Origin of the sequence: Colwellia sp. Bg11-28 (genome assembly GCF_002836245.1) — a bacterium.
In the GTDB taxonomy this organism is placed as follows: domain Bacteria; phylum Pseudomonadota; class Gammaproteobacteria; order Enterobacterales; family Alteromonadaceae; genus Colwellia; species Colwellia psychrerythraea_A.
The window spans coordinates 1,233,037-1,257,186 of sequence record NZ_PJBA01000006.1 but is presented as its reverse complement, the minus strand read 5'-3'; the positions used below and the strand labels follow the sequence as shown (position 1 = coordinate 1,257,186).

Sequence of the window (24,150 nt, the reverse complement as noted above, 5' to 3'; positions counted from 1 at the left end):
CCTTGTTAGGCTTTTTGGGCAATAACCTTTTTTAATACAAAGAATATAATTAATAAGTACACAATTGTCACAACATGCTTAGCAACAACCTTAAGTGGTGCTTGAGCTTCATATGCAAGTAAACCATCGGTAATTGGCATAACAACTGCAAATAATGCGCCCCACATTAAAACAATATAATTTCGAGTATATAAAAGATAACCAAAAATTAAGGTAATGAAGATTGTACGCGATCCATATATTTTCACCCAATCAGCGTCCATACTCGAAAAAAGTTCAGTGCCTCTGATGGCAGAAAATATGGTTGGGTCAATGAAAGCAAAAGTACCATAGAAACCCTGTAACAAAACTATGAGTGCTACTAACACAAACCCTACTTTTTCTAATTTAGTACTTTTATTCGTCATAATATCCATATTCACCTGAATTATAGAAAAGCCTAACAGCTTATTATGTATACGTATTAGTAACACACGCACCATAAACAACATTTAATTTACATTAATATCCCATACTTTCAAAGTATTAGAAACTAGTAATGTTAAATCACATGTATATTAAAGCGTGTTACTAAAACGTATCAGTAACACACCTCGAAAAAATCATACAGAACTCCAAGTAAAAGCATCTTTGCCATTCTGGCAGTCGACTAACTAAAGCCTAAAAATTACTATTTGAGTGTTTTTGATTTGCGCTAAATCCTGTTTTCTAGCTAAAGGCTCTGTTGAGGTTTTCTTGAGTTGTTCATGTTTGCAGGTTTACACCTAAATGAGACTAAAGCCTAATTTGGGTGACTTTGAGCTTTAGCCTGAGACTATTATGCTTTTTCTATTTTCCATTGGTAATGACGAGTTACAACAGCTTTACCAGCGAGCGTGTAACCTTGCCAATCACTATTATCGGCAGCAAATCGAGCTTGCTCTAACACACTATCTTTCTTATCCATGAACTTGGCGCATAATCGTCCGAGTTCACGCCCTTTGTCTAGATCAAAAAACGCGGCTTAGTTGACTAAGTCGCGTTTATCAAAATACTAATACATCTTAACTACAAGGTGATTAACCTATGTTAGTTAAACCACCCATGTAAGGTTGCAATACCGTTGGAACATTAATGCTTCCATCTGCTTGCTGGTAGTTTTCTAAAATAGCAACCAAGGTACGCCCTACTGCTAAACCAGAGCCATTAAGTGTGTGCAACAATTCTGGTTTGTTCGTTTCATTATTTCTAAAGCGTGCTTGCATACGACGAGCTTGGAAAGCACCCATATTTGAACACGATGAAATTTCACGATAAGTATCTTGTGCAGGCAACCATACTTCTAAATCAAAGGTTTTGGCGGCACTAAAACCAACATCACCACTACATAATTGTACAGTACGGTAAGGTAATTCAAGTTTCTCAAGAATGATTTCAGCGTGACGCGTTAATTCATCAAGCGCTGTCATTGAGGTTTCAGGCTTAACAATTTGTACCATTTCAACTTTATCGAATTGATGTTGGCGAATAAGCCCACGAATATCACGACCACCAGAGCCAGCTTCACTTCTGAAACACGGTGTATGTGCTGTCATTTTGATTGGCAAGTCATCTTCATCGACAATTTCATCACGTACTAAGTTAGTTAACGGTACTTCTGATGTTGGGATCAATGAGAATTTTTTATTTGATAAGTCTGTGTGAAATAAGTCTTCACCAAATTTTGGTAATTGGCCTGTACCGTATAATGACGCTGCATTAACTAAGTATGGTACGTACATTTCTTGGTAACCATGTTCTTCGGTATGGGTATCAAGCATGAACTGAGCAATAGCACGATGTAATCGCGCTATTTTGCCACGCATAACGACAAAACGAGTGCCAGCTAGTTTAGCGCCACTTTCAAAGTCTAGGCCTTTATCTACTGAAAAACCTAAGTCTACGTGGTCTTTTACTTCAAAATCGAATTCACGTGGCGTGCCCCAACGTTTTACTTCAACGTTGTCATCTTCATCTTTACCTTCTGGAACAGAATCATCAAGAAGATTAGGGATAGCACTCGCAATCGCATCAATTTTAGCTAAAACTTCGTCTTGCTCTGTTTTAGCCGCATCAAGGTCATTACCTAGCTGGCTTACATGAGCAAGTAATGGTGCAATGTCTTCGCCACGTGCTTTAGCTTGGCCAATAGACTTTGAACGAGTATTTCGTTCATTTTGCAGCTCTTGAGTTTTCACTTGGATAGCTTTACGTAGCTCTTCTAATGCACTTAACGCCTCTGTATCTAATACAAAGTTACGTTTGGTAAGTTGTTGAGCGATATTATCTAAATCAGTTCTAAGTAGTTTTGCATCAAGCATAATTGTTCACATTCTTGTTAATGAAGTTATTAAAATTATTTTACGTATATTCTACGCCGCGATTAAATAATCAGCGGTTATTTTGTTAAAGTGGTTACCATAAACATTCCCAATGCTGCAGCAGCAATACACAGTGAAACATTCAGTAAAATATTTATCGCCGCCTTTAACACGTCTCCTTGTTGTAATAGTAACAAGGAGTCTAATGAAAATGTAGAAAAGGTGGTAAATGCACCTAAAAATCCTATTCCTATTAAGGTTCTATGCACACTAACATTGAGGATTTCATGCTCTATTAGTTGATATAACAAACCCATAGTAAATGAGCCGATGATATTAACCATCAATGTGGCAAAAGGGAAACCTTTTCCGAGCCAATTTAGCACTAATTGCGAAATATAGAAGCGTAAACTTGCCCCACAAGCGCCACCAAGGGCTACAAAGGCGTATATTGTAAAGTTACTAATAGCGTTGGTCATGGCTATTCCTGTCAAGCTGGTTTAAGTAATCGAGCTTTTCTTTTAATTTTTTCTCTAAGCCACGTTCAGTTGGCTGATACAAACGAGTATGCGAACTATCACCTTTAGCTAACGCTTCTGGAAAATAGTTCTCACCTGCGGCAAACGCATTAACTTCATCATGGGCATAGCGATATTCACTACCATGACCAAGGTCTTTGGTAATACTGCTGGTGGCATTTTTTAAATGAAGTGGAACATCTAAATCACACGTTTGTTGAGCTAATATTTTTGCTTTATTAAACGCTTGATAAACCGCATTGCTTTTAGGTGCTAGTGCCATGTATACCGTCGCTTGCGCAATAGCACGTTCACCTTCGCTTGGACCAACTCTATGAAAAGTATCCCAAGCGTTAATGGCAAGTTGCATAGCGCGCGGATCTGCATTACCTATATCTTCGCTGGCAATGGCGAGTAAACGTCTTGCGACATAAAGTGCATCGCCACCTGCGGTTAAAATTCTTGCATACCAATAAAGCGCGGCATCAGGGCTAGAGCCACGCACCGATTTATGAAAAGCACTGATTAGGTCATAAAAAGCATCGCCGCCTTTATCGTAAAGGGCAATTTTGCTACCGGCAACTTGGGCGATTAGTTCAACGGTGATCGTTTTAATATCACCGCTTACACCCTGTTCACCGTGCTGATCATCTTGCTTGTTTTCATGTGTTGTAACGGAACTATCGAGACAGTTTTCTAATAAATTCAGCAACCGTCTCGCATCACCGTCACTGCGATTAAGTAGACTTTGTTTGGCATCAACACTTAACTTGATACTCAGCTGTTGTTCAGCTTCACATAATGAGATTGCGCGTTGTAATACTTGGGCTAAATCATCACGGGTTAATTTTTTCAGGGTATATAAACGTGCACGTGACAATAACGCTTGGTTTAACTCAAATGCCGGATTTTCGGTAGTTGCACCAATAAAAATAATGGTGCCATCTTCAATATGCGGTAAAAACGCATCTTGCTGTGATTTATTAAAGCGATGTACTTCATCAACAAATAGCACGGTTCTACGTTTATTAGCGCCCTCGCCTTGTGCGCGTAATTTTGCTTTCTCAATAGCACTTCGAATTTCTTTAATACCTGAAGTTACAGCAGATACACGCTCTATTTCGGCATTAGCATGTTGTGCAATAATTTCAGCGAGTGTGGTTTTACCACTACCTGGCGGCCCCCAAAAGATAAGCGAATGACAATGACCTTGTTCAATGGATTGAGCTAAAGGAGAGTCTCCACCTAAAATATGCTGTTGCCCAACATAATCGGCTAACGTTTTCGGGCGCATTTTTGCAGCAAGCGGCATAAAGCTACTGGCGGCAGCGTTACCTTGCATTGAAGTATTATCGGTAGAGGTTACCTCGTCATTGTCAGGAGTAAGGTCAAACAGTGAGTCTTGTTGTCCTTCACTATTCCCTTGATTATGACCTAACCCTGAAGTTGACTTACCCGTTGGATTATCGTTTGTCTTCAAGTCTTACACCTTCAGGCAAGCTAAAGCTAAATAACGTGGCAGCAGGCTCAGTCTTACTGTTAAATTTACTTAAACTGATTTGACTGATTTGCCCTGTAGCATCTTGAAAAGAAAATTCACTTAACTGCACAGCATTGTTATCAGTTTCACTGAAAGTAAGCGTGAGCTTTTTAATCTGACTGCTTTCATCTTTTGGCATCACGACAAAACGTAAGCCACTTGCAGCAACGTCGTTCTGTTCGATAACATTATACTGCTGCCATAGTTGAGGTTCATCACTGGTTAGCAACAAAATAGGCGTATTGTGAATTGATTTAGCTAAACTATAAGCACTGGCTTGTTCAATGAACGGGTCATAAAACCACAAGGTATTGCCATCGCTGATAATTAAGGTTTCATCCGGTGTTATGGTTTTCCAATTGACCAGATTGGGCTTGCTAATCGCAAGTGTTCCCGAACCTTGTTGTAATAATTCACCTTGGCTATCTAGAGTTTTTTGGCTAAAATCTGCACTAAAAAAAGCTAATTTACCTAGCTTAGTCATTAAGTGTTCTTTTGCTTCGTTTGATGGTGACAATAAAGCAGCTGTTGCATTAACAGTGTTCACCGGTGTTTCGGCTGCATAAGCCATTGAGTGAGATAGACTCAGTACGGGCAGTAATATACTGGTCAAAGCGAATTTACGAAAAAATGACTGATTTATAAAATTGGTTTGCATAGTTTTACTTCTAATATTTACTTTTAAAAAATAAATTGTGTCAGCGTTTAACTGACACAAGGAAAATAATAAGCGATAACATTACCTTGAACTAATTCTAAGGATAAATTAAACGCTGTGAATAGGCTCAAAGTCTAACTTAAAAATCACGCACAGGTGGCGGCGCAAGTACTTCACGTGCGCCATTATTGCCCGGTGTAGATACGACACCTTGCAGTTCCATTTGTTCAACTATTCGCGCTGAGCGGTTATAACCTATTCTAAATTGTCTTTGCACACTCGAAATTGAAACACGGCGTTTTTCAGTAACAAAATTAACCGCTTCATCATAAAGTGCATCAACTTCTTCAGCTTCGCTACCTTCAGCTTGTTCGCCAGGTAGTAAAATATCTTGGTCGTGTTCACCTGATAAAATTTCTTCTACGTAGTTAGGCTCGCCACGAGATTTCCAATCTTTTACGACCGCATGAACCTCATGATCATCAACAAACGCACCATGAACACGCGTTGGTACACCAGTACCTGGCGGTAAATAAAGCATATCACCCATACCGAGTAACTGCTCTGCCCCTTGTTGATCTAAAATGGTACGAGAGTTCAAACCTGATGATACCTGAAAGGCCATACGCGTAGGTATGTTCGCTTTAATCAAGCCGGTAATAACATCTACAGAAGGACGCTGTGTCGCAAGAATTAAGTGAATTCCTGCAGCACGAGCCTTTTGCGCGATACGGGCAATAAGCTCTTCAACCTTTTTACCAACAATCATCATCATGTCAGCAAATTCATCAACGATTACAACAATGCTTGGTAATTTCTCTAACATCGGTGGCGTTTGGTCCATACCATCATTAGGTTGCCAAGTTGGGTCAATTAATGGCTCACCGGCAGCAATAGCTTCAAGTACTTTCTTGTTGTAACCTTTTAAGTTACGTACACCTACCGCTGACATTACTTTGTAGCGACGCTCCATTTCACCAACACACCAGCGCAGGGCATTAGCAGCATCTTTCATATCCGTGACTACTTCAGCCAATAAATGAGGAATACCTTCATAAACCGAAAGCTCAAGCATTTTCGGGTCAATCATAATCATACGCACATCTTCAGGCGTTGATTTATATAACAAACTGACAATCATGGTGTTTACACCAACCGATTTACCAGAGCCGGTAGTACCAGCAACCAGTAAATGTGGCATTTTACCCAAATCGACCACTACAGGATCACCGGCAATATCTGTACCTAAAACCATAGCAAGTGGTGATGGAGACTCTTCAAAAGCCGCACAGCCAATAACTTCACTTAAGTAGACAATTTCACGGTGTTTATTGGGTAGTTCTAAACCAATCACTGATTTACCTGGGATAACTTCAACCACGCGCACACTGATAGCAGATAAAGCTCGGGCTAAATCTTTCGACAAACTGGTTATTTTATTTACCTTAATACCGGGTGCTAAATCTAATTCAAAGCGTGTAATAACAGGCCCAGGGTAAACAGCAACTACTTGTGCTTGTACACCAAAGTCGAGTAATTTTGCTTCAACTAAACGGCTAACCATGTCTAATTCATCTTGGTTAATCGGGTTTTTTGCTTTATCTGGACGATCGAGTAAATCGATAGACGGCATTTCTTGAGAAGGTTTTTCTTCAACAGGCACAAGATTAACCTGGCCATTTTTATTAGAAATACTTTGTTCAATGGGTGCTAACTGCGCCGGAATTGGAGATTGGAAATCATCAGCAACGTCAGGTTTATCAACTTCAGCAAAAGCAGCGGTAATTTCTTTTTCACTTACATGCTGTTGAACATTGCCAGCAGACAATTCAGTCATTAGCTCGGCAATATCAATAAAAGGTTCGCTTTTTTCAGTCATATTGCGCGGCGCTATCTGCTCGTTTTCAGCATTGAAAGGTTCAGGTAATTCAATTATCGCTGTTTGAGCATGCATGCCAGAAGGTAAAGAATCGGTCGCTTCTTTTGCAGCTGGTGATTTTTTTGAATGAGACTCATCAGATGTTAAAGGTTCATCTTTAACATTCGCTTTGTTTTTGCCTGAACGATTCTTACCTAAGCGACTTTTAGCAATACCCAGTTCATCATCATCGCTGTTGTCACTGGTACCAAAGTGCATTTTAATCAATTTAGGTGAATTCGCTAACCAAAGTGCACTCTCAATGGTATATCGACCAACACTATCTATAAATTTAAGCCATGAAAATCCGGTTAATAGTACAAAACCCGCGCAGGTAAAAAGTAAGAATAATAAGGTAGAGCCAACAAATGAGAAGTATGGCAATAAAGTTTTACTCAGCACATCGCCTAAAATACCACCCGCAGAGAAGTAAAAAATATCATCAAAGTTCATGCTGGCTAAAGACGTTACACCAAGATAGAACATGAAAAAACCAATGAGCTTTAGCCCTAAGGTCAGATAATCAAGTTTCATCAATTCATGAAAACGTTGAAACAACAGCCAACCTACAATGGCAATAACAAAAGGTAAGCTATAAGCAATAAGACCAAAAAGGTTTAACAATAAATCAGAAAGGTAAGCACCAACAGCGCCACCTAAGTTACGCACTTGTGTTTGATAACCTGTTTGAGCCCAACCTGGATCAGCGGGATCAAAACTAAATAACGCCAACATCATGAACATGGCAAAAACAGTGAAAAACAATAACCCAGCTTCCAGTAGACGTTGCACGCCTGTAAGCTGTTTATTGGTCAATGCTTCAAGCGAAACATCGGAATTTTTTATAAGATCTGAAGACAATTATAAGTACCATAGGAAAATAATACGTAAAAATTACGTATAGCAGAGCTAAAGTATCAAATTAGCGCTTAGTTGGCAGCAACAAATTAGTATTACCGCATGTTATTTCAATCAACTAGGGAAATTTACCACGGCGAGAGTCCTTTAAACCCAAGATAGTAATAATAAGTACCACAGAGAACGCTGAGTTCTATACAAAAATCACTTACTCCATTTAGCGAAAAGCACTGCTGTGGTGACTAAAGCTTGGATTATTTGGTGCTACCGTTTGATGGCAAGTAGATTGGTTGATTTAATTTCATCCATAACAACATACGTTCTACTCTCACTTACCGCTGGCAATCTTAATAAGGTATCACCGAGTAATTCTCGATAGGCAAGCATATCTTTAACTCGGGTTTTAAGTAAAAAATCAAAATCGCCCGAAACCAGATGACATTCTTGAATCACATCAAGTCCATCTACGGCAGCAGCAAAGTCATTAAAAACATCTGGACTGGTTTTAGTAAGCGTGATCTCAACAAACACTAATAAAGCAGCATCAAGTTTATGAGGGTTCAAAATAGCTTTATAACCACTAATGTACTTCTCTTTTTCTAAACGCTTAACTCTTTCTAAACAAGGGGTTGGACTTAACCCTACCCGTTTAGATAACTCAACATTAGATAAACGACCATTTTTTTGTAGTTCAACAAGAATGTTTTTATCAATGCGATCAATGGTTTTAACAAGGCTCATATATATAACTCTGACTAAAGTCTATTTTTTAGTATTATATATCGCATCCTGAAGAATAACGACAGGTTATTCTATTAGTTTACTCATATACTAGTCGTATCTAAAACAAAAGCACTTCAAAAAGTTCCACTATGAAGCTGCACTAAATACAATAAGTAAATATAAGAGAGAAAATTATGATTATCGGTGTACCTAAAGAAATTAAAAACCACGAGTACCGTATCGGCCTTACACCTGCAGGTGTTAAAGAATTATCAGTAAATGGTCACGAAGTGATTGTTGAACATAATGGTGGTGCATCTATTGGCTTTGATAATGAACAATATATCGCTGCCGGTGCAAAAATAATTGATAGCGCTGCGGAAATATTCGCAACAGCAGATATGATCATTAAAGTAAAAGAGCCACAGCCTGTTGAATGTAACATGCTTCGTCCAGGTCAAATCTTATTTACTTACTTACATTTAGCACCAGATCCTAAGCAAACTGAATTATTAGTTGCTTCTGGCGCAATCTGTATTGCTTATGAAACAGTTACAGCTGCTTCAGGTGGTTTACCTTTATTAGCACCTATGTCTGAAGTTGCAGGTCGTATGTCTATTCAAGCTGGTGCTCATGCACTAGAAAAAGCACAAGGCGGTTTAGGTGCTTTATTAGGCGGCGTTCCAGGTGTTGCTCCAGCTAAAGTATTAGTTATTGGTGGCGGTGTTGTTGGTACTCAAGCTGCACGTATGGCAGTAGGTATGGGCGCAGACGTTACTATTTTAGACCGTTCTTTACCGCGTTTACGTCAATTAGATACTGAATTCGATGGTCGTTTAAAAACTGTTTATTCTACTGCTGATGCAATGGACCAGTTAATTGTTGAAGCTGATTTAGTTATCGGTGCTGTATTAATTCCAGGTGCTGCTGCACCTAAATTAGTAACAAGAGCTCACATCAAAATGATGAAGCAAGGCGCTGTTGTTGTTGATGTTGCTATCGACCAAGGTGGTTGTTTTGAAACGTCAAAAGCTACTACGCATCAAGAACCAACTTATGTAGTTGACGGTGTTGTACATTACTGTGTTGCAAACATGCCAGGTGGTGTTGCACGTACTTCAACTATGGCGTTAACAAATGCAACAATGCCATTTGCTGTTACTATTGCAAACAAAGGTGCTAAGCAAGCATTGTTAGATGATGAGCATTTACTAGCCGGCTTAAACGTTGCTGCGGGTAAAATCACTTACAAGCCAGTTGCAGATGTACTAGGTTACGAATATGTTGAGCCAAGTGTTGCTTTAAACGCGTAAGGGTTTAATAAATATTGAGTACTGTAAAAGTAATTTTTATAGTATACCCGTAACTAGTCAAGATGCTGGTTTCAGAGTACTTGAGCTATTTCAATTCAAGGCGCTGTGATGAAATAATGGTTTGTCCCTTATAAATCACAGCAACGATGAAGTGATGTTGCTCAAACGCTTCTTCGATGGGTTTAAAATAACTTTATACTGCGTTAAATAATCAAAGCATAGAATGACTATGCTTAAATTATTTTCCTTGCCTAAAGTCATTTTAATTCCCACTGAAATCCTGCACTTTGAATGGTCACGGGTATAAATAGCGCACTTTTGCTTACACTTTAGCAAAAGTGCGTTTTTTTTTATGTATCTTATAACGAAGTAATTATTTACCCCCTTGTTTTAATTCCTTATCATCCCAACTAATAACGATAAGTAACAATTTCAAAGTAATCTATTTCTTGGAGAAATCATGAGCGACGTAAGACACTGTCCCCTACTAATTTTAGGCTCAGGCCCTGCTGGTTATACTGCTGCAGTTTATGCTGCCCGCGCCAACTTAAAACCAGTAATGATCACAGGTATGCAACAAGGTGGTCAATTAACCACTACAACTGATGTCGAAAACTGGCCAGGCGATGCAGATGACCTTACTGGTCCAGCATTAATGGAGCGTATGCAGAAACACGCTGAAAAATTTGATACTGAAATTATTTTCGATCATATCGAATCAGTAGATTTTTCTTCTAAGCCTTATAAATTAACTGGCAGCAGTGAATACACCTGTGATGCACTAATTATTTGTACGGGTGCTTCAGCACAATACCTTGGTTTACCTTCAGAAGAAGCCTTTATGGGACGCGGTGTTTCAGCTTGTGCTACTTGTGATGGTTTCTTTTACAAAAACCAAAAAGTTGCCGTTGTTGGTGGTGGTAATACTGCTGTTGAAGAAGCACTTTATTTATCAAACATTGCGAGTGAAGTTCATTTAATTCACCGTCGTGATACTTTCCGTAGTGAAAAGATTTTAACTGATCGCCTATATGAGAAAGTTGCTAACGGTAATATCGTTTTACACACTGATCGTACGTTAGACGAAGTTTTGGGCGATAACATGGGTGTTACTGGCCTACGTTTAAAAGAAATGGGTTCAGATGCCACTGAAGAGCTTGAAGTATCAGGTGTATTTATTGCCATTGGTCATAAGCCAAATACTGATATATTTAAAGACCAACTTGATATGAAAGACGGTTACTTAACCATTCAAAGTGGCACGCAAGGTAACGCAACACAAACCAGTGTTGAAGGTGTTTTTGCCGCGGGTGATGTTGCTGACCATATTTATCGTCAAGCAATTACTTCTGCTGGTGCTGGTTGTATGGCTGCATTAGATTCAGAGCGTTACTTAGACGCCTTATAATTTTTTGCAGTAAAGCTTGCAGTGAATATAAGTATTCATTGAGATTAGCTTCACTTTAAATACTATCGATAGGAATGTTAATGGGTCAAATTTTATATCAACTTGATGATAATAGTTTGACCTTTCCCTTGATAGAATGTGCCCTAACTGAACCCAATGGCTTATTAGCGCTTGGTGGTGATTTATCACCAGAGCGATTAATAGCGGCGTACAGTCAGGGTATTTTTCCATGGTACAGCGATAACGACCCCTTAATGTGGTGGTCACCCAACCCCAGAGCGATCATAGACATTGATCAACTACGTATAAATCGTACTTTACGTAAAGCCATCAACAAATCACCTTATCAAATCACGTTAAATCAAGATTTTAGCCAAGTAACTAAATTATGCGCCAATGCGCCGTTTCGAACAGATGGCACCTGGATTTTGCCTGAAATGGAAGCTGCTTACCTGACATTACATCAACAAGGTTATGCCCATTCTATAGAAGTATGGTATACCGATGAGCATGATAATAAAGCACTCGTTGGTGGTTTATATGGGGTCGCCGTTAATGGTTTCTTTTCTGGTGAGTCAATGTTTTATAAACAAAGCAATGCGTCAAAATTTGCACTTATTGCTTTAGGACAATTACTTAAGTCAGTTGATATTAACTTTATTGATTGTCAATTACTTAATCCTTTTCTCGAAGATATGGGCGCGAAAGAAACTAGTCGTGACATTTTTATTCACAAACAACAACATGCCTTAACTAAAACAATGCCAGATGATTTTTGGCAACCACGAACATTAACGGTTATTTAGATTTAGGTCTAATTCGGTAATATTAGTTATAATTAACATTAGGCGTTGTAGGCAATTGGCAAATTATCAATGAGTGATACTTCCTATAAATTAGGCATAACTAAAACATTTCCCTGTAATTATTTACCCGATCAACAAGAGCGATTACTGATTGCTGTTGATGAGCGCCTTCATAACAGTGAAAGTTATGGCTGGTTAATGACACAAGGTTTTCGTCGTAGTGGTGATCAAAGTTACCGACCAAGCTGCCCTAATTGCAATGCTTGTCAGTCTATTCGCGTATTAACTAGTGACTTTCTCCCCTCTAAAAGCCAAAAAAGATCGAAGAAACGTAATAGTCATTTTATTATTAAACAATCTTCACAGTTAAAAGATAGCTATTACCCTCTGTTTGAAAACTATATTAATACCTTACATCAAGATGGCAGTATGTACCCCGCCTCTTTTCAGCAGTTTGAAAGCTTTTTAAGCTGTAATTTGACCCAACAACTCTTCATAGAGACTTGGGCGCCTGCAAATGAGGAAAATGGCCCTAAGGAAGATAAACTCGTCTGCGTTGCTGTAACTGATGTTTTGAGCAACGGTTTATCTGCCGTTTATACTTTTTATCATCCTGACTATAAAGCGAATGGATTAGGGGTATTCTCAATTCTTACCCAACTTAGCTTATCCCAACAAATGTCTTTACCTTATTTGTATCTTGGTTATCAGATTGATGAATGTCAAAAGATGAATTATAAAGACCGATATTTCCCCTTTGAGCGCTTTATTGACGGTCAATGGCTTATAAATACCAAACCTAGTGTTAATAAAGCTAAAATTGCTAAATAAATAGCCACAAGCCTTTACATTAGCCAAGCAATTAGGCATCATTCGCGCAGCTTTTTTATCCGCCCAACAATATCCCTAATACAGAGATATTCAATGGCTAATTTGCACAACATTAGAGGTTTAGCGCCCCATGGCGAAAGAAGAAAATATTGAAATGCAAGGTACAGTTTTAGATACTTTACCTAACACTATGTTCCGAGTTGAACTTGAGAATGGTCACGTCGTAACTGCACATATTTCTGGTAAAATGCGTAAAAACTACATTCGTATTTTAACAGGCGATAAAGTAACTGTTGAATTGACGCCATACGACTTATCAAAAGGTCGCATTATTTTCCGCGCTAGATAAGCCAGTAACTGACTTAGACTTCCTTTTTAATTAATTGCTGAAGTCGGAATAATTAAAAAAACCAGCAACTCTTTTTAGAATGCTGGTTTTTTATTGTCTGGAATTTGACTTATAGCAATTCAAAACGCGTCCCTCGCACCTTGTACCTACTTCGATACAAGGTTTGAAGAATATATCTCCAGCTACTTATAAGTAGCTATTAGGCTTTTATCAAACTGATCAGCACTGATAGTTAAGCCACTTTCTGCGATGAGGTCATTAAGTTGCTGTTGATGATTTTCAATCGTTGATAAAGTAATCGTATTATCATCAAGCTTATAGATTTGTAATTGGCTTTGATAATAAAAAGATAAGATGATCATTGCTGCCTCTTCACCATTTTTAGCCGCAAGTTTGATTTTTTTAAGTTTACGATACACTAAGTTTTGTATTTGTTTTACCTGCCAAACATAATAAATTTCAGTAAAGAACGCGCTGTTTTTAACTTTATATAAAATTGCACCATTAACGAATAGTGCCAGCACAACGCCTACTAGGTTAAATCTAAAATTATTGTCGGGCTCAGCTTGTACGGCGTCATTAGCCGTTTGTAGAAAATCATTAACATCTCCTACATTAGCAAACAAACTAATGAGCACTGTGCCAAAAAGCAGAGACAACACTAATAACGAGCTAATGAAAGCGACAATAACAATATTTAAATGTTTTCTATAACGTACTTTATCTATATCAATCAATTGCATGAGCTGACTAAAATCCTATATTGTTCTAAAAAAAGAAGGTAAAAAAATAATGAAGTTGAGCTAAAGCTCTATCTTATCAGTTTTATCACTTTGAGGATAAATATATACCCGCTCCACTTGAAGATGCCCGTTTAAGGAAGTCTGAGCGATTCATAATCAAGGCGTATTTTTTTATTAAGGGTCATCCCCTTAAAAAGAAATGTAACACAGAGTATGATTTGCTCAGCCTTCCCCCAAGGGGCTGGTTTAGAAACGCTTTATGCTGCGTTATTGATTTCGACAATAGAATAACTATCCTCTTCAATCAATGCCTTGCCTAAAGGCGTTTCTAATTCCAGCTTAATCATGCATATTCAAGTGGAACGGGTATAAACCTGAATGGCGTTTAACTTGTGCCGTAACCCCTTGTTGCCAGACCCGTTGATTAGCAGCAATGGTTAACTGCTTTTTCGCCCGAGTAATACCGGTATAAAGTAATTCTCTAGATAATAACCTACTACCACCTTGTTGCTTACCTTGTTGTAAGGTCTGCTGCTCAGATTGTGTAGCTGAAATAACCATAGCAACATGAGAGAACTCACTACCTTGGGTTTTGTGGATGGTCATGGCATAAACACTTTCAAATTGAGGCAAACGTGAAGGTAATATCTGTCTGATTGGTGGCTGTGAAGTTTCTGTACTCTCATCCACTTTACTTTCTGCACTCTTACTTTCAAGAGTGCTATCTTCAAAACACGCCATAAGATGTGTTTTACCTGCTTGGTCGATCACTTTCCAGATAATACCTATATCACCATTATATAAACCTAAGCGGTAGTCATTCTCATTTATCATAATAGGCTGACCATGATAAAGCGTTTGCTGATGCTGCTGATAAGGTGCGTTGTTTTTACCTAAATAGCTTTTGATCACTTCATTAAGTCGCTCAACCCCATAATCACCTTGTCTAGTAGCACATAAGACTCTAAATTGTGATAATAATACAAAAGCATCACTTACAGTAGAACAATGCTCAATCGGTTGATAATATTGCTTCACTAGCGGTGCTAACCAAGTAGTAAGATCCCCTTGGGCAAGTGTTAACTGGCTCGGTTGCTGCTTTTGGCTTTTATCTCCTTGAAGATAGTCTCCTTGAATGAAACCTTCTTGAGTGCTCTGACTAAGAGAATCATTAAGCAGTCGCCAACTACGTTTAACATCCCCTTTGATAACGCTATTAGCAATCAGACCAATGCCACCTTTCCCGTCAAACCGTCTTGATTTAACTAAGAAGGTTAAGTAATCGAAGCTGCTTTGTTCTGCGCTTTGACTAGGTAGTCTATGCGCTGAAAAATAATCGCTAACTTGAGCTGGCAAAAGTTGACAAACTTGAGCTAAATATTGTTCATTCTCAAGACTAAATCCACCATGTGGACGAGGCGCTATGTCGGCTAACACGCTACCGGCAGCTACCGAGGGTAGTTGGTCAGCATCACCTAATAAGATGACTTTAGCCGTGTCTTTTAACGCACGAAAAACTCGGGTCATTAAAGGTAAATCGACCATAGACACTTCGTCAATAAGCACAATATCATAGGGCAAGCGATTATCTTGGTGGTGCCTAAAGTTTGGTGAGTTTGGCAATACTCCTAATAAGCGATGAAGTGTTTGTGCCTGCGTGGGAATTTCAGCGAGCACTTTGTCATCAATCAAATTTTTAAAACCAGAGATTGCATTCACAATAGACTCTGACAAGCGTTGTGCTGCTTTCCCCGTAGGCGCAACCAATGCAATATTAAGAACAGCTGTGCCCTGCTGTTGTCCTGTTTTTGCTAACCCCATTTGTTCTAACATAACCAAAGCGGCTAATAATTTAGTAACGGTATAGGTTTTACCTGTACCTGGGCCGCCAGCAATAACACTAAAGTTTTTATTAATCGCATTCGCTACCGCGACTTTTTGCCAATCAATTTCTAATGATTCTGTGTCTTGCGCTTCTACTTGAGCTAAATCATTAGGGAATAACTTGCCGATACACTGACCAATGCTGTCATTATCATACTGGCACTGCTGCAGTAACCGCGCATGAATGGCTTCGCCCAAATCACTTTCAAACTGAAAATAACGGCGCAAATATAATTTATCATGTTGAAGAACCAATAATTGTTGATCAGATGCTAAAATATTTAGCTCGCTTAACATCACTTGCAGTTGCGTTAACGGCGCAAAAACAAAACCAGCGTGACTGAGCTCTTGAGTGTGTTCCTCAGTAAGTCCTTCACTATCTTGCTGATTATCTTTATTTACATTATTTGTTTTCTTGGTGGAGGTAAAACCTTTGCCCCAATATTGATCTGCAACCTCACTCAAAGGTAAACAACTGTGCCCTGCGCGTAGGCTGGCACTTAAGGCTAAGAACAAATGGTATAAGTTATGTTGGCAACTTATATTAGCCGTTGTATCAGATCCTGATCCCGCTGTATCTTCTGTGAGTGATTGATTATTTGTTAGAGCTGTTAACGCACTGAGCATTTCTTTAGCAAAGAAATAATCAATCGCTTCAACACCTTGGATAGTGTCTTTTACTTGGTTAAAACGGCTGTATACTGGCTTATTCATACTATTATCAACCATGCTACGCTTCCTCATTGCATTTTTCATTACTTTCTTTATTAGAGAAGAGCGCATCTAAATTATTGATTTCTTGCTCTGTAATTTTTCGATAATAAACCCCTGCACCTTTATGTTCAGGCTCAGTTGTCATACCACGTAGATATAAATAATACACACCACCAAAATGCTGATTAACATCATAATCTACCAAAGTTTGTTTTAAATAACGGTGTAATGCTAATGAGTAAATTAGGTATTGTAAGTCATAATAATTTTTCTCAACATTATCGAGCAATGCATCAAACTGATAATCTTGAAAGCTATCACCTAAGTGACTAGATTTATAATCACACAGATAATATTTCCCTTGGTATTCAAAGATCAAATCGATAAAACCATGCATCATGCCTGAGAGCTTTTTATAGCTAGGTAACATTACTGGATATTTTAAGGAGTTGTTTAATGTTTTGCTTATCCCACTATTCCGACCAGTACTAATACTATTGCCAGTATCAGAACGCTCAGCCCTATTTCGGTGATCGGTTAGCAAATTAGCTAAAGCGTTAGTACCCTCGCCTTGCATAGGAAAGTAAAACTCACTTTCACGTAGCGTTCTATTGATAGCAATATCGGCTAGACAGCCAGCATTTTCACTATCGGTAGTGAGTGCACTGTGGTGACTCGAAATGAAAGGTGCGCTAATCACTTGTTCTAACCACTGAATTAAATCATCTGAGGTAAATGACGTCCTTATACTGTTAGCGTTACTCGCGTTTAACTCACCATAGGCTAACAAAGGTTTTTCCAGACTCTCTTGCCAATCTGGTTCAGAAAAATCAGTTTGCTCTAAAATATCGTGTAATAAGTTACCCGTATGAGCACCTTTGGATAATTTAAAGCAAATTTGCTCAGCGCTAAGTAGTTCGATATCAGGATGTTCGGAATCAGTATCTAATTGCCTGTTCGCTATGTCAGTAGTATCTCTATCTGGATTAGAAACACCTGCATGGCGGATATTGCGGCTTAAGGCGGTAAATGAACTCAACCACCAATCTCGCTCTATCTTACCAATGAATTTACTGACTTCGGTATTGGCAAACTCTTGTGGGCTATTTTTCGGTTGATGTAGCGCGGCTTCATCATTTTTTTCAAGGTAAAGGTCAATAGAACAATCAAGTGATACTTCACGAATACCAATAGCGTGCTCAGCACTTGCCTTAAGTACTTGCAACGGTTTAATGATGCTCTCTTGTTCTTGAAACTGCAGTGTTTTGCCTAAAGGTGATAGATGATATGCATCAAAGGCGCAACACAGTACGTAACATCTTCGTTCGGCTCTGGTTATCGCCACATAAAGCAAACGGATACTTTCGGCATAAGCTTCATTACTCATAGCTTTCTTGGCTTCTTTTGAGCCATCAAGACTTAAACACAGCTTACCGTTTGCATCGTGGTATTCAAGATAACTCACTGACTTGTTGCCAAACTTTAACGGATCTTTATGACGACAAGCAAATGGAATAAAGACATAAGGATATTCAAGTCCTTTAGAGCCATGTTGAGTAATCAAACGAATAAGATCACCATCACTCTCTAAACGTAGCTCAGCTTCAACATCATTGGTTTCAAGGTGACACTGCTGTTCAAACCAATGCAGAAGCTCTTGTCCTTGACTTAATCGAACACTAGCCGCTTGTAATATCTCAAATAAATGCAGCACATTGGTTAAACAACGATCTTTATTGTTTTGAGGAACATCAAGCAAGTTGTGCATCAAGTTTATCGCCATGGTGATAAAACCTTGGCGTTGCCATTGCGTTCTATAATCTACAAAAGCAAACTTCAACGTTTGATAAGCCATTTCGTCTTGCTGTAATTGGTGTAACTTTTTAGCATCAAAACCTAACAATCCACATGACAGTGCGGCAACAAACAATCGTTCATTTTCAGGTAATAATACCCCTTTGAGTAAACCTAATAATTGCTTAGCTTGCTGAGAATGAAATAAATTAGCTCTATCTGATAAGAAAACGCTATCAAGCCCCGCTTGTTGCAGGGCATGTTTAATATCACGCGCTTCAGCACCATCTCTGACAAGTATGGCGATGTCTTTTGGATTTACTTTACCTGTTTGCTCTTTCGAGGCCAACAGAGTCACTATTTCATTCGCACACCAGTTAGCCAACATAGGACGACTACCTTGACTAACTTTGTCACCTTGCGGGTTAGTATCATCGGATGTTTCATCATTAGTAAAATGAATAAATTGCAGTGCTTTATCACTGTCTAAGATAACTTGTTGGGCTTGGGCCGACTTCTTTCCTGCTAGTACTGGTAAATAAGGTATGCCAAAACCAAAGACACTCTCACTTTGTTGCTTATTTACTTCGTTAGACACCGTTTCTTCAGATGAAGACCCATTACGTTTGTAGGTAAAAAACTGGTTATAACCTTCAATCATTTGTGGCGTTGAACGCCAATTAGTATCCATCAGCCAGTGGTGGTCACAGCCGCTACGTGCATTGAGATAGGCAAAAATATCACCACCACGAAAACCATAAATAGCCTGCTTTGGATCGCCAATAAGGAATAAACCGGCATTAGCTTTTTTAGCATTGTCGCCGTAATAGATCGATTGTAATATGCCGAATTGCTTAGGGTCAGTATCTTGAAACTCATCTATTAAGGCTACAGGGTATTGTGCGAGTAGCTGTTTAGCGAGTAACTGAGAATGTTCATCAACTGAACTATCCGACTGAAGACAATTAGCTAAAGTATTAATAAGATCGTCAAAGTCTAATAAATTAAGTGCTTTTTTCTGCTCAATGACTTGCTGTCTAATAATGTAAATACCAGACTTAACAATGCCGTACGCTCTAGCTTTGTTGATATTGTTCGCTATTTTCTTAACTTGTTCTTTAACTTCTTTTACCGGCGCAAAAGCTTCTAGTAACTCAGCTTTATAGGTCGATCTTGCATAACGTTTGCCATCAAAAAAACCATCTGGCATTTTTACCTTACCCTCGCCAACATCAAGCAGTGATAACTCTTTGCTGATAATGCTCTCAAGCCAGATTTTTAATTGAGACAACTCATCGCGTCTTTTTTCTTGGTCTGCGCCCTTTTTAACCAGTATTAAGCCATTTTCAAATAAATCACTGTTGGCCGTTAATGTTTGCGCTGCCAGACGTACTAAGGCAATAAATTCAGCCTCAATACTTTCGACATCCACAACGGATAAAGTGCTGGTGTGACCTATGGCTTTACTAAAACTGGATAAAAAGCGATCTGGTGTTGCCCAAAAACTTGCTAGCAACATAAAACACTCATGATCAGACTTAGCTAAACTGCGATACCAATCTTGGCAAACTTGTAGAGTTATTTCAGACGAATTGGCTGCCATATTGGCATTGAACGGTAAACCACTGGTAAACGCATATTGATTTAATACCCGCTGACAAAAACCATGAATAGTAAAAATAGCTGCTTCATCTAAAAACAGTAGTGCGCGTTTGAGTAAAAATTCTCGCTGTTTTTTTTCAATACGTTGAGCAAGTGTGGCAAAGTAAGCGTCTTTTAAACACAAACTATCCCAGTCACTGAGGGCTAAACGAATAAAAGCATCAATTCGCCCTCGTAATTCTTGAGTCGCATCTCTGGTAAACGTCATTAACAATATTTGTTCAACCGTTAACTCACGTTCAAGTAATAAGCGTAGATAAATACGCGTAATATTATAGGTTTTACCTGTACCAGCACTGGCTTCAATTAGATGTTTACCCGTTAACTCAATGGTCGCTGCATCAAGATTTTGTAGTGTTACTTCTTGATGATTATCTTTAGTCGCTGTTTGTTGAGAGTCTGAAGTATCAAATTGAGTCATTATTTAGCCTCCTTGCTTGGCTTAGCAGTCGTTTTACTCGCTTTCTTAGCGGCTTGTTTGGCGACTACTTGATATAAGTCTTGATAGATAAACTCAATGTCAGCTTGGTGATTATGATACTGCGGACATTCTGGCCAAAAATAGCTAAGGTAATCATCATCACTCAAACCACGCGTGCTCATATCACCTATCCATAAACCTTCAAAACGTGCTTGTGTCATCTCGACGAGTTGCCCTCGTTTTTTAGTAAATACCTGCTCTGCCAATTCACCATTTAATAACAATACCTGTTGTTGACCTTTGAAAAACATCTTAACAAGATTAATCAATTTTGATTTTGCATCAGCAATGTTTGCCACATTGAACTGCTCTACTTTCTGGGCTTTGGTGTTAAAATATAAACCAATAGTTTCAGTCACTTGCTGTAACCTTTGATTGTCATCAGTAATATTAGTTTCATTGGCAATAGCTTGATCTTGCCATACCTGTACGACAAGTTGCTGGAAATACATAACAAACTTATCTTTGGCTTTGGCACTTGAGCTACGATAGTGCACTAACAAATTATTCTTCACTGCTAATTTCGTATTTAGTGAAACCCTAATTTTTTGGGCGCTAGGTCCATCAACTTCAGTACCGTCAATATCTAGCACTAGATTGCAATCGATAAGCTCAGGATTCTCACAGTTAACTTTGCTAATTTCTTCGCTAAATTGTTGAACATCCTGCTGATAATCTTTAAATAGATTAGTTGTAGTCGGTAAATCAGGGAACTTACCTGATAAGTGCGCGCGGGTTATCACCTGTTCAGACCCATCTTTATTTGATGGAGACTCTATTGTTCCAGTTAATGCGGCACTGAGTAAATCTTGTCGTAATAAATAGCTTTGTAAGTGATTAACGCTAAAGGGTTCGACATCTTCAAGTAAGACATCGTGATTCTCAAAATATAAATTAAGTTGCTGCTGGGCAAACATTTTTGCAGGATGCTGATAAAAACGTATCAACTGCTGGCAAGATAAACTGACCTCAACCGTTTGCTCTGGTGTTACAGCCAGACTTTCAATAGCAAGCGTAGAACCTTCTCCCATGCTCTCGTCATTATCGCTATTGGAACTTTGTCCTAGCGCTAACCAATTAGCATCAAAACTTGGCCAAGTTCCTCGATAGTTATTAGGATTAAAGGCTTGCATGGCTAATTGATAGATACCTGATTGATTGCTTTCGGCATTGGTATCATCATTGTTATTATCAGAAGTGAGCTGCTCTTCTGAAAACTGCCAACCGTAACCTTGTGCTAGATATTCCATTAGTTCTTTTACAACTAATGACGGTTGTTTTTCATTATTGTTTTTGATGTTTCGGCCTTGATAACTCAGGTATAACGAGTTTCTTGACGAGATTATAGCTTCAAGAAATAAGTATCGGTCATCCCCACGTCGTGATCTATCGCCTAATTTAGCTTTTGACAACGACATAAGATCAAAACCTAAGGCTTGTCGTTGTCTAGGGAATTCTCCATCATTCAACCCCAAAACCGCGATTACCTTAAACGGAATACTACGCATAGGTAACATAGAGCAAAAGGTTACCTGCCCGACCATAAACTGCTTACTGGCATCACCTTGGCTAAAATGTTGGCTTAAATAATCAACCACAATTAATAGTGATATATCATCTTCAAAATGAGCGTGGTGACAATGTTCGACCAGGCCTGCAATTGCTTGCTCAATCACCATCAGGCTATTTTCATTACTGACGTTGTCGGCATCGACTCGGCTAAATAAATGGCTTAATTGTTCAAGTAAAAAAGTTTGCCATTGTATCGCGGTGCGAGATCTTTGCAGATTTTCACTAAAGTAATGTAATTGTTCGATAAATAACATTAACTGACCGAGTAAGATGCTGTCACTACCTTCAACATTACTCAATAACAGTTGTTGTTGATAAATTTGTTCGCTGTCGGCATAAGCAAAACCACGAAGTAAACGTGACAAGCCTTGTTGCCAAGTAAATGAAGCGTTTGCTTGTTGCCCTAACAATGATTGTTTGTGGGTTAAGTCTAATCCCCAGTGTACCGTGGCTTGTTCAAGCCAAGCAGAAATTTTAGCTAAGTCTTCGCCGTTAATCGAAAAGTTATTAGCCATGGCAGGTAAACGTAAAAAAGATAACAATTGTGAGACACCAAAGCGGCTATCCGGCAATGTCAGTAATTCAGTAAAAGCGGCTACTAGCGGGTCACTATCTTTAGCACTGCGATCAGCAATAGAACAAGGTAGTGGCGGCACTTCACCTGCTATGTCTTGCCAACCACGGGTAAATACGGCATTTACATAGGGGGCATATTGTTCTATTTGTGGACACATAACCAAGATATCTTTAGGTGTTAAGCTTTTGTCTTGATTAAATTGATGCAATAAATAGTCATGTAGTGCATGGACTTCCCGTAATGCGCTATGACAACTGGTGATCACAATTGAATCATCATGTTGTACTGCTTTGGGAGTGATGGCTTCATCATCGGGAGATCTTGCATCAGACAGTTCAAGAATATCGTTTTGCAGCTGATGTAAAATACTCGTTACTTCTTTATTATTACTTATTGCTTGGGCACTTTTAGCTTGCTCAAATAACTCAACATCGATGGTACTGTAATCTTGTAACATTGAGATAAACTCGCGCCCCTGCTGGCCCAAGTTGGCTAATAACGGATTACCGACAAAACTTTGCACATCGTCCACACCATCAGACCATTGTGATAACTTATTTAAAGCGTATTTTTCTTTAACTTCTTGTTTCTCGGTACGAACATCTCCCCAATAAGAGAAACACGGGTTAAGATGAAAAAAATGTACTTCAACATGCTCACTTAGGGCATTAATAAAATTTAACCACATTGGTGCCATGGTATTAAGACCAAAAAAACTAATACGCGGTGGAATAAGCTCTTTTTTGTCCTGAATATTAGCAATAGCATCATGCATTAATTCAACAGGATTATAAGGTAATTGGGCAATTAATAATCGCCACAGCTTGCCTTGCCATTTATGCTCACTGGCTGATATTTTTTCTAAGCCGTCTAGTTCAAAATTTCCTTTTTCCCAATTGTCTAACCACTGCGGTCTGAAAATCAAATACTGCTCATATAAATCGGCCAATTGTGTGGCTAACTGATACCGTTTTAGCTGTGCATGTTTGCTCTCATTAACTGTATTATTATCCTCTTCGTCTGTCGTACTTTTACCTCGCCAATAGTGCGTAGCTTGACTAAAATCATCATCTTCTACTACAGAATCTAGCGCTAACAATGCATGTATACGCCAACAAAGCACCTCCCTTGAATAAGGTGACTGTTCAGGCACCTTCTCATCACTAGCCAACGACCTTATTAGCTTCCATAGAAACTGAGCTGGTAACGCGTAACGCATATTCATGCTAATACCGCGTTCTTGTGCAATGGCTAAATTAAGCCAATGCTGCATACCTGCATTTTGTACCACAATGACTTCTTGATTAAATACACCTAGAGGGGAAAGCTGGGAAATTTTGTTGAGCAAGAGCAACAAGTTTTCCATTTTGTTGGCAGGATAAAGATGGATCAAGATAATGCCTTAATGGTTTGGTAAAAGGAGAAAACTCCCTAAAACAGGGTAATTAAAATACGTTATAAA

General features: G+C 38.8%; 17 protein-coding genes. 5 read left to right on the top strand and 12 right to left on the bottom strand.

Translation table 11 applies throughout. The annotated features are described in order from the left end of the window. Positions 1-5: 5 nt before the first annotated feature. The 8 genes from CXF79_RS12555 to lrp form a co-directional block, all read right to left on the bottom strand. Positions 6-407: a DUF4267 domain-containing protein gene (locus CXF79_RS12555; protein WP_232769163.1), complete on the bottom strand. Its 402-nt coding sequence runs from the start codon at positions 405-407 to the stop codon at positions 6-8. A 410-nt stretch (positions 408-817) separates the two neighbouring features. After that, positions 818-946 (bottom strand): hypothetical protein, encoded by a 129-nt coding sequence (locus tag CXF79_RS23820; protein ID WP_011043560.1) that lies wholly within the window; start codon positions 944-946, stop codon positions 818-820. Between the two features lie 112 nt (positions 947-1,058). Continuing rightward, positions 1,059-2,339: a serine--tRNA ligase gene (gene serS / locus CXF79_RS12550; RefSeq protein ID WP_011043561.1), complete on the bottom strand. Its 1,281-nt coding sequence runs from the start codon at positions 2,337-2,339 to the stop codon at positions 1,059-1,061. A 77-nt stretch (positions 2,340-2,416) separates the two neighbouring features. Beyond that, complete coding sequence (gene crcB, locus CXF79_RS12545; protein ID WP_011043562.1) at positions 2,417-2,818, bottom strand: fluoride efflux transporter CrcB; 402 nt, start codon at positions 2,816-2,818, stop codon at positions 2,417-2,419. Continuing rightward, the gene (locus CXF79_RS12540; protein ID WP_198560081.1) at positions 2,802-4,199 is read right to left on the bottom strand and encodes a replication-associated recombination protein A; all 1,398 of its coding nucleotides are present in this window, start codon (positions 4,197-4,199) and stop codon (positions 2,802-2,804) included. The genes crcB and CXF79_RS12540 overlap by 17 nt, the downstream gene beginning before the upstream one ends. A 121-nt stretch (positions 4,200-4,320) precedes the next feature. Continuing rightward, positions 4,321-5,055, bottom strand: coding sequence for an outer membrane lipoprotein chaperone LolA (gene lolA, locus CXF79_RS12535; RefSeq protein WP_101155273.1), 735 nt, complete (start codon positions 5,053-5,055; stop codon positions 4,321-4,323). Between the two features lie 139 nt (positions 5,056-5,194). Continuing rightward, positions 5,195-7,834 carry a DNA translocase FtsK gene (locus tag CXF79_RS12530; protein WP_101155271.1) on the bottom strand — a complete coding sequence of 880 codons (2,640 nt, stop codon included), beginning with the start codon at positions 7,832-7,834 and terminating at the stop codon, positions 5,195-5,197. A 261-nt stretch (positions 7,835-8,095) separates the two neighbouring features. Beyond that, entirely contained in the window at positions 8,096-8,572 is a 477-nt protein-coding gene (lrp, locus tag CXF79_RS12525) for a leucine-responsive transcriptional regulator Lrp (RefSeq protein WP_011043566.1), read from the bottom strand. Between the two features lie 176 nt (positions 8,573-8,748). Between lrp and ald the strand changes: the two genes are divergently transcribed. From ald to infA, 5 genes are all read left to right on the top strand, one after another. Further along, positions 8,749-9,867, top strand: a complete 1,119-nt coding sequence (gene ald / locus CXF79_RS12520; RefSeq protein WP_011043567.1) for an alanine dehydrogenase — start codon at positions 8,749-8,751, stop codon at positions 9,865-9,867. Positions 9,868-10,327: 460 nt separating this feature from the next. Continuing rightward, a complete protein-coding gene (gene trxB, locus CXF79_RS12515) occupies positions 10,328-11,275 on the top strand; it encodes a thioredoxin-disulfide reductase (protein WP_011043568.1) in 948 nt (315 codons plus the stop codon). 89 nt (positions 11,276-11,364) lie between these two features. Then, positions 11,365-12,081: a leucyl/phenylalanyl-tRNA--protein transferase gene (gene aat, locus CXF79_RS12510; protein WP_198560080.1), complete on the top strand. Its 717-nt coding sequence runs from the start codon at positions 11,365-11,367 to the stop codon at positions 12,079-12,081. 69 nt (positions 12,082-12,150) lie between these two features. After that, entirely contained in the window at positions 12,151-12,912 is a 762-nt protein-coding gene (locus CXF79_RS12505) for an arginyltransferase (protein ID WP_011043570.1), read from the top strand. A gap of 130 nt (positions 12,913-13,042) precedes the next feature. Continuing rightward, positions 13,043-13,261, top strand: a complete 219-nt coding sequence (gene infA / locus CXF79_RS12500; RefSeq protein WP_011043571.1) for a translation initiation factor IF-1 — start codon at positions 13,043-13,045, stop codon at positions 13,259-13,261. A gap of 182 nt (positions 13,262-13,443) precedes the next feature. Here infA and CXF79_RS12495 read toward each other — a convergent pair whose 3' ends face one another. The 4 genes from CXF79_RS12495 to recC form a co-directional block, all read right to left on the bottom strand. Beyond that, the gene (locus CXF79_RS12495) at positions 13,444-14,004 is read right to left on the bottom strand and encodes a DUF3087 family protein (RefSeq protein ID WP_101155267.1); all 561 of its coding nucleotides are present in this window, start codon (positions 14,002-14,004) and stop codon (positions 13,444-13,446) included. 339 nt (positions 14,005-14,343) lie between these two features. Beyond that, entirely contained in the window at positions 14,344-16,617 is a 2,274-nt protein-coding gene (gene recD / locus CXF79_RS12485; RefSeq protein ID WP_101155265.1) for an exodeoxyribonuclease V subunit alpha, read from the bottom strand. A gap of 1 nt (position 16,618) precedes the next feature. Further along, positions 16,619-20,479, bottom strand: a complete 3,861-nt coding sequence (gene recB, locus CXF79_RS12480) for an exodeoxyribonuclease V subunit beta (protein WP_101155263.1) — start codon at positions 20,477-20,479, stop codon at positions 16,619-16,621. After that, positions 20,479-24,081 (bottom strand): exodeoxyribonuclease V subunit gamma, encoded by a 3,603-nt coding sequence (gene recC, locus CXF79_RS12475; protein ID WP_101155261.1) that lies wholly within the window; start codon positions 24,079-24,081, stop codon positions 20,479-20,481. The genes recB and recC overlap by 1 nt, the downstream gene beginning before the upstream one ends. Positions 24,082-24,150 lie beyond the last annotated feature (69 nt).

Bases quoted from the DNA above. Each gene is read 5' to 3' on its own strand.
- recB (WP_101155263.1), bottom strand. From the start codon at position 20,479: ATGACTCAATTTGATACTTCAGACTCTCAACAAACAGCGACTAAAGAT.
- trxB (WP_011043568.1), top strand. From the start codon at position 10,328: ATGAGCGACGTAAGACACTGTCCCCTACTAATTTTAGGCTCAGGCCCT.
- crcB (WP_011043562.1), bottom strand. From the start codon at position 2,818: ATGACCAACGCTATTAGTAACTTTACAATATACGCCTTTGTAGCCCTT.
- lrp (WP_011043566.1), bottom strand. From the start codon at position 8,572: ATGAGCCTTGTTAAAACCATTGATCGCATTGATAAAAACATTCTTGTT.
- serS (WP_011043561.1), bottom strand. From the start codon at position 2,339: ATGCTTGATGCAAAACTACTTAGAACTGATTTAGATAATATCGCTCAA.
- CXF79_RS23820 (WP_011043560.1), bottom strand. From the start codon at position 946: ATGGATAAGAAAGATAGTGTGTTAGAGCAAGCTCGATTTGCTGCCGAT.
- infA (WP_011043571.1), top strand. From the start codon at position 13,043: ATGGCGAAAGAAGAAAATATTGAAATGCAAGGTACAGTTTTAGATACT.
- CXF79_RS12555 (WP_232769163.1), bottom strand. From the start codon at position 407: ATGACGAATAAAAGTACTAAATTAGAAAAAGTAGGGTTTGTGTTAGTA.
- lolA (WP_101155273.1), bottom strand. From the start codon at position 5,055: ATGCAAACCAATTTTATAAATCAGTCATTTTTTCGTAAATTCGCTTTG.
- CXF79_RS12495 (WP_101155267.1), bottom strand. From the start codon at position 14,004: ATGCAATTGATTGATATAGATAAAGTACGTTATAGAAAACATTTAAAT.
- recD (WP_101155265.1), bottom strand. From the start codon at position 16,617: ATGGTTGATAATAGTATGAATAAGCCAGTATACAGCCGTTTTAACCAA.
- ald (WP_011043567.1), top strand. From the start codon at position 8,749: ATGATTATCGGTGTACCTAAAGAAATTAAAAACCACGAGTACCGTATC.
- CXF79_RS12505 (WP_011043570.1), top strand. From the start codon at position 12,151: ATGAGTGATACTTCCTATAAATTAGGCATAACTAAAACATTTCCCTGT.
- CXF79_RS12540 (WP_198560081.1), bottom strand. From the start codon at position 4,199: ATGCAAGGTAACGCTGCCGCCAGTAGCTTTATGCCGCTTGCTGCAAAA.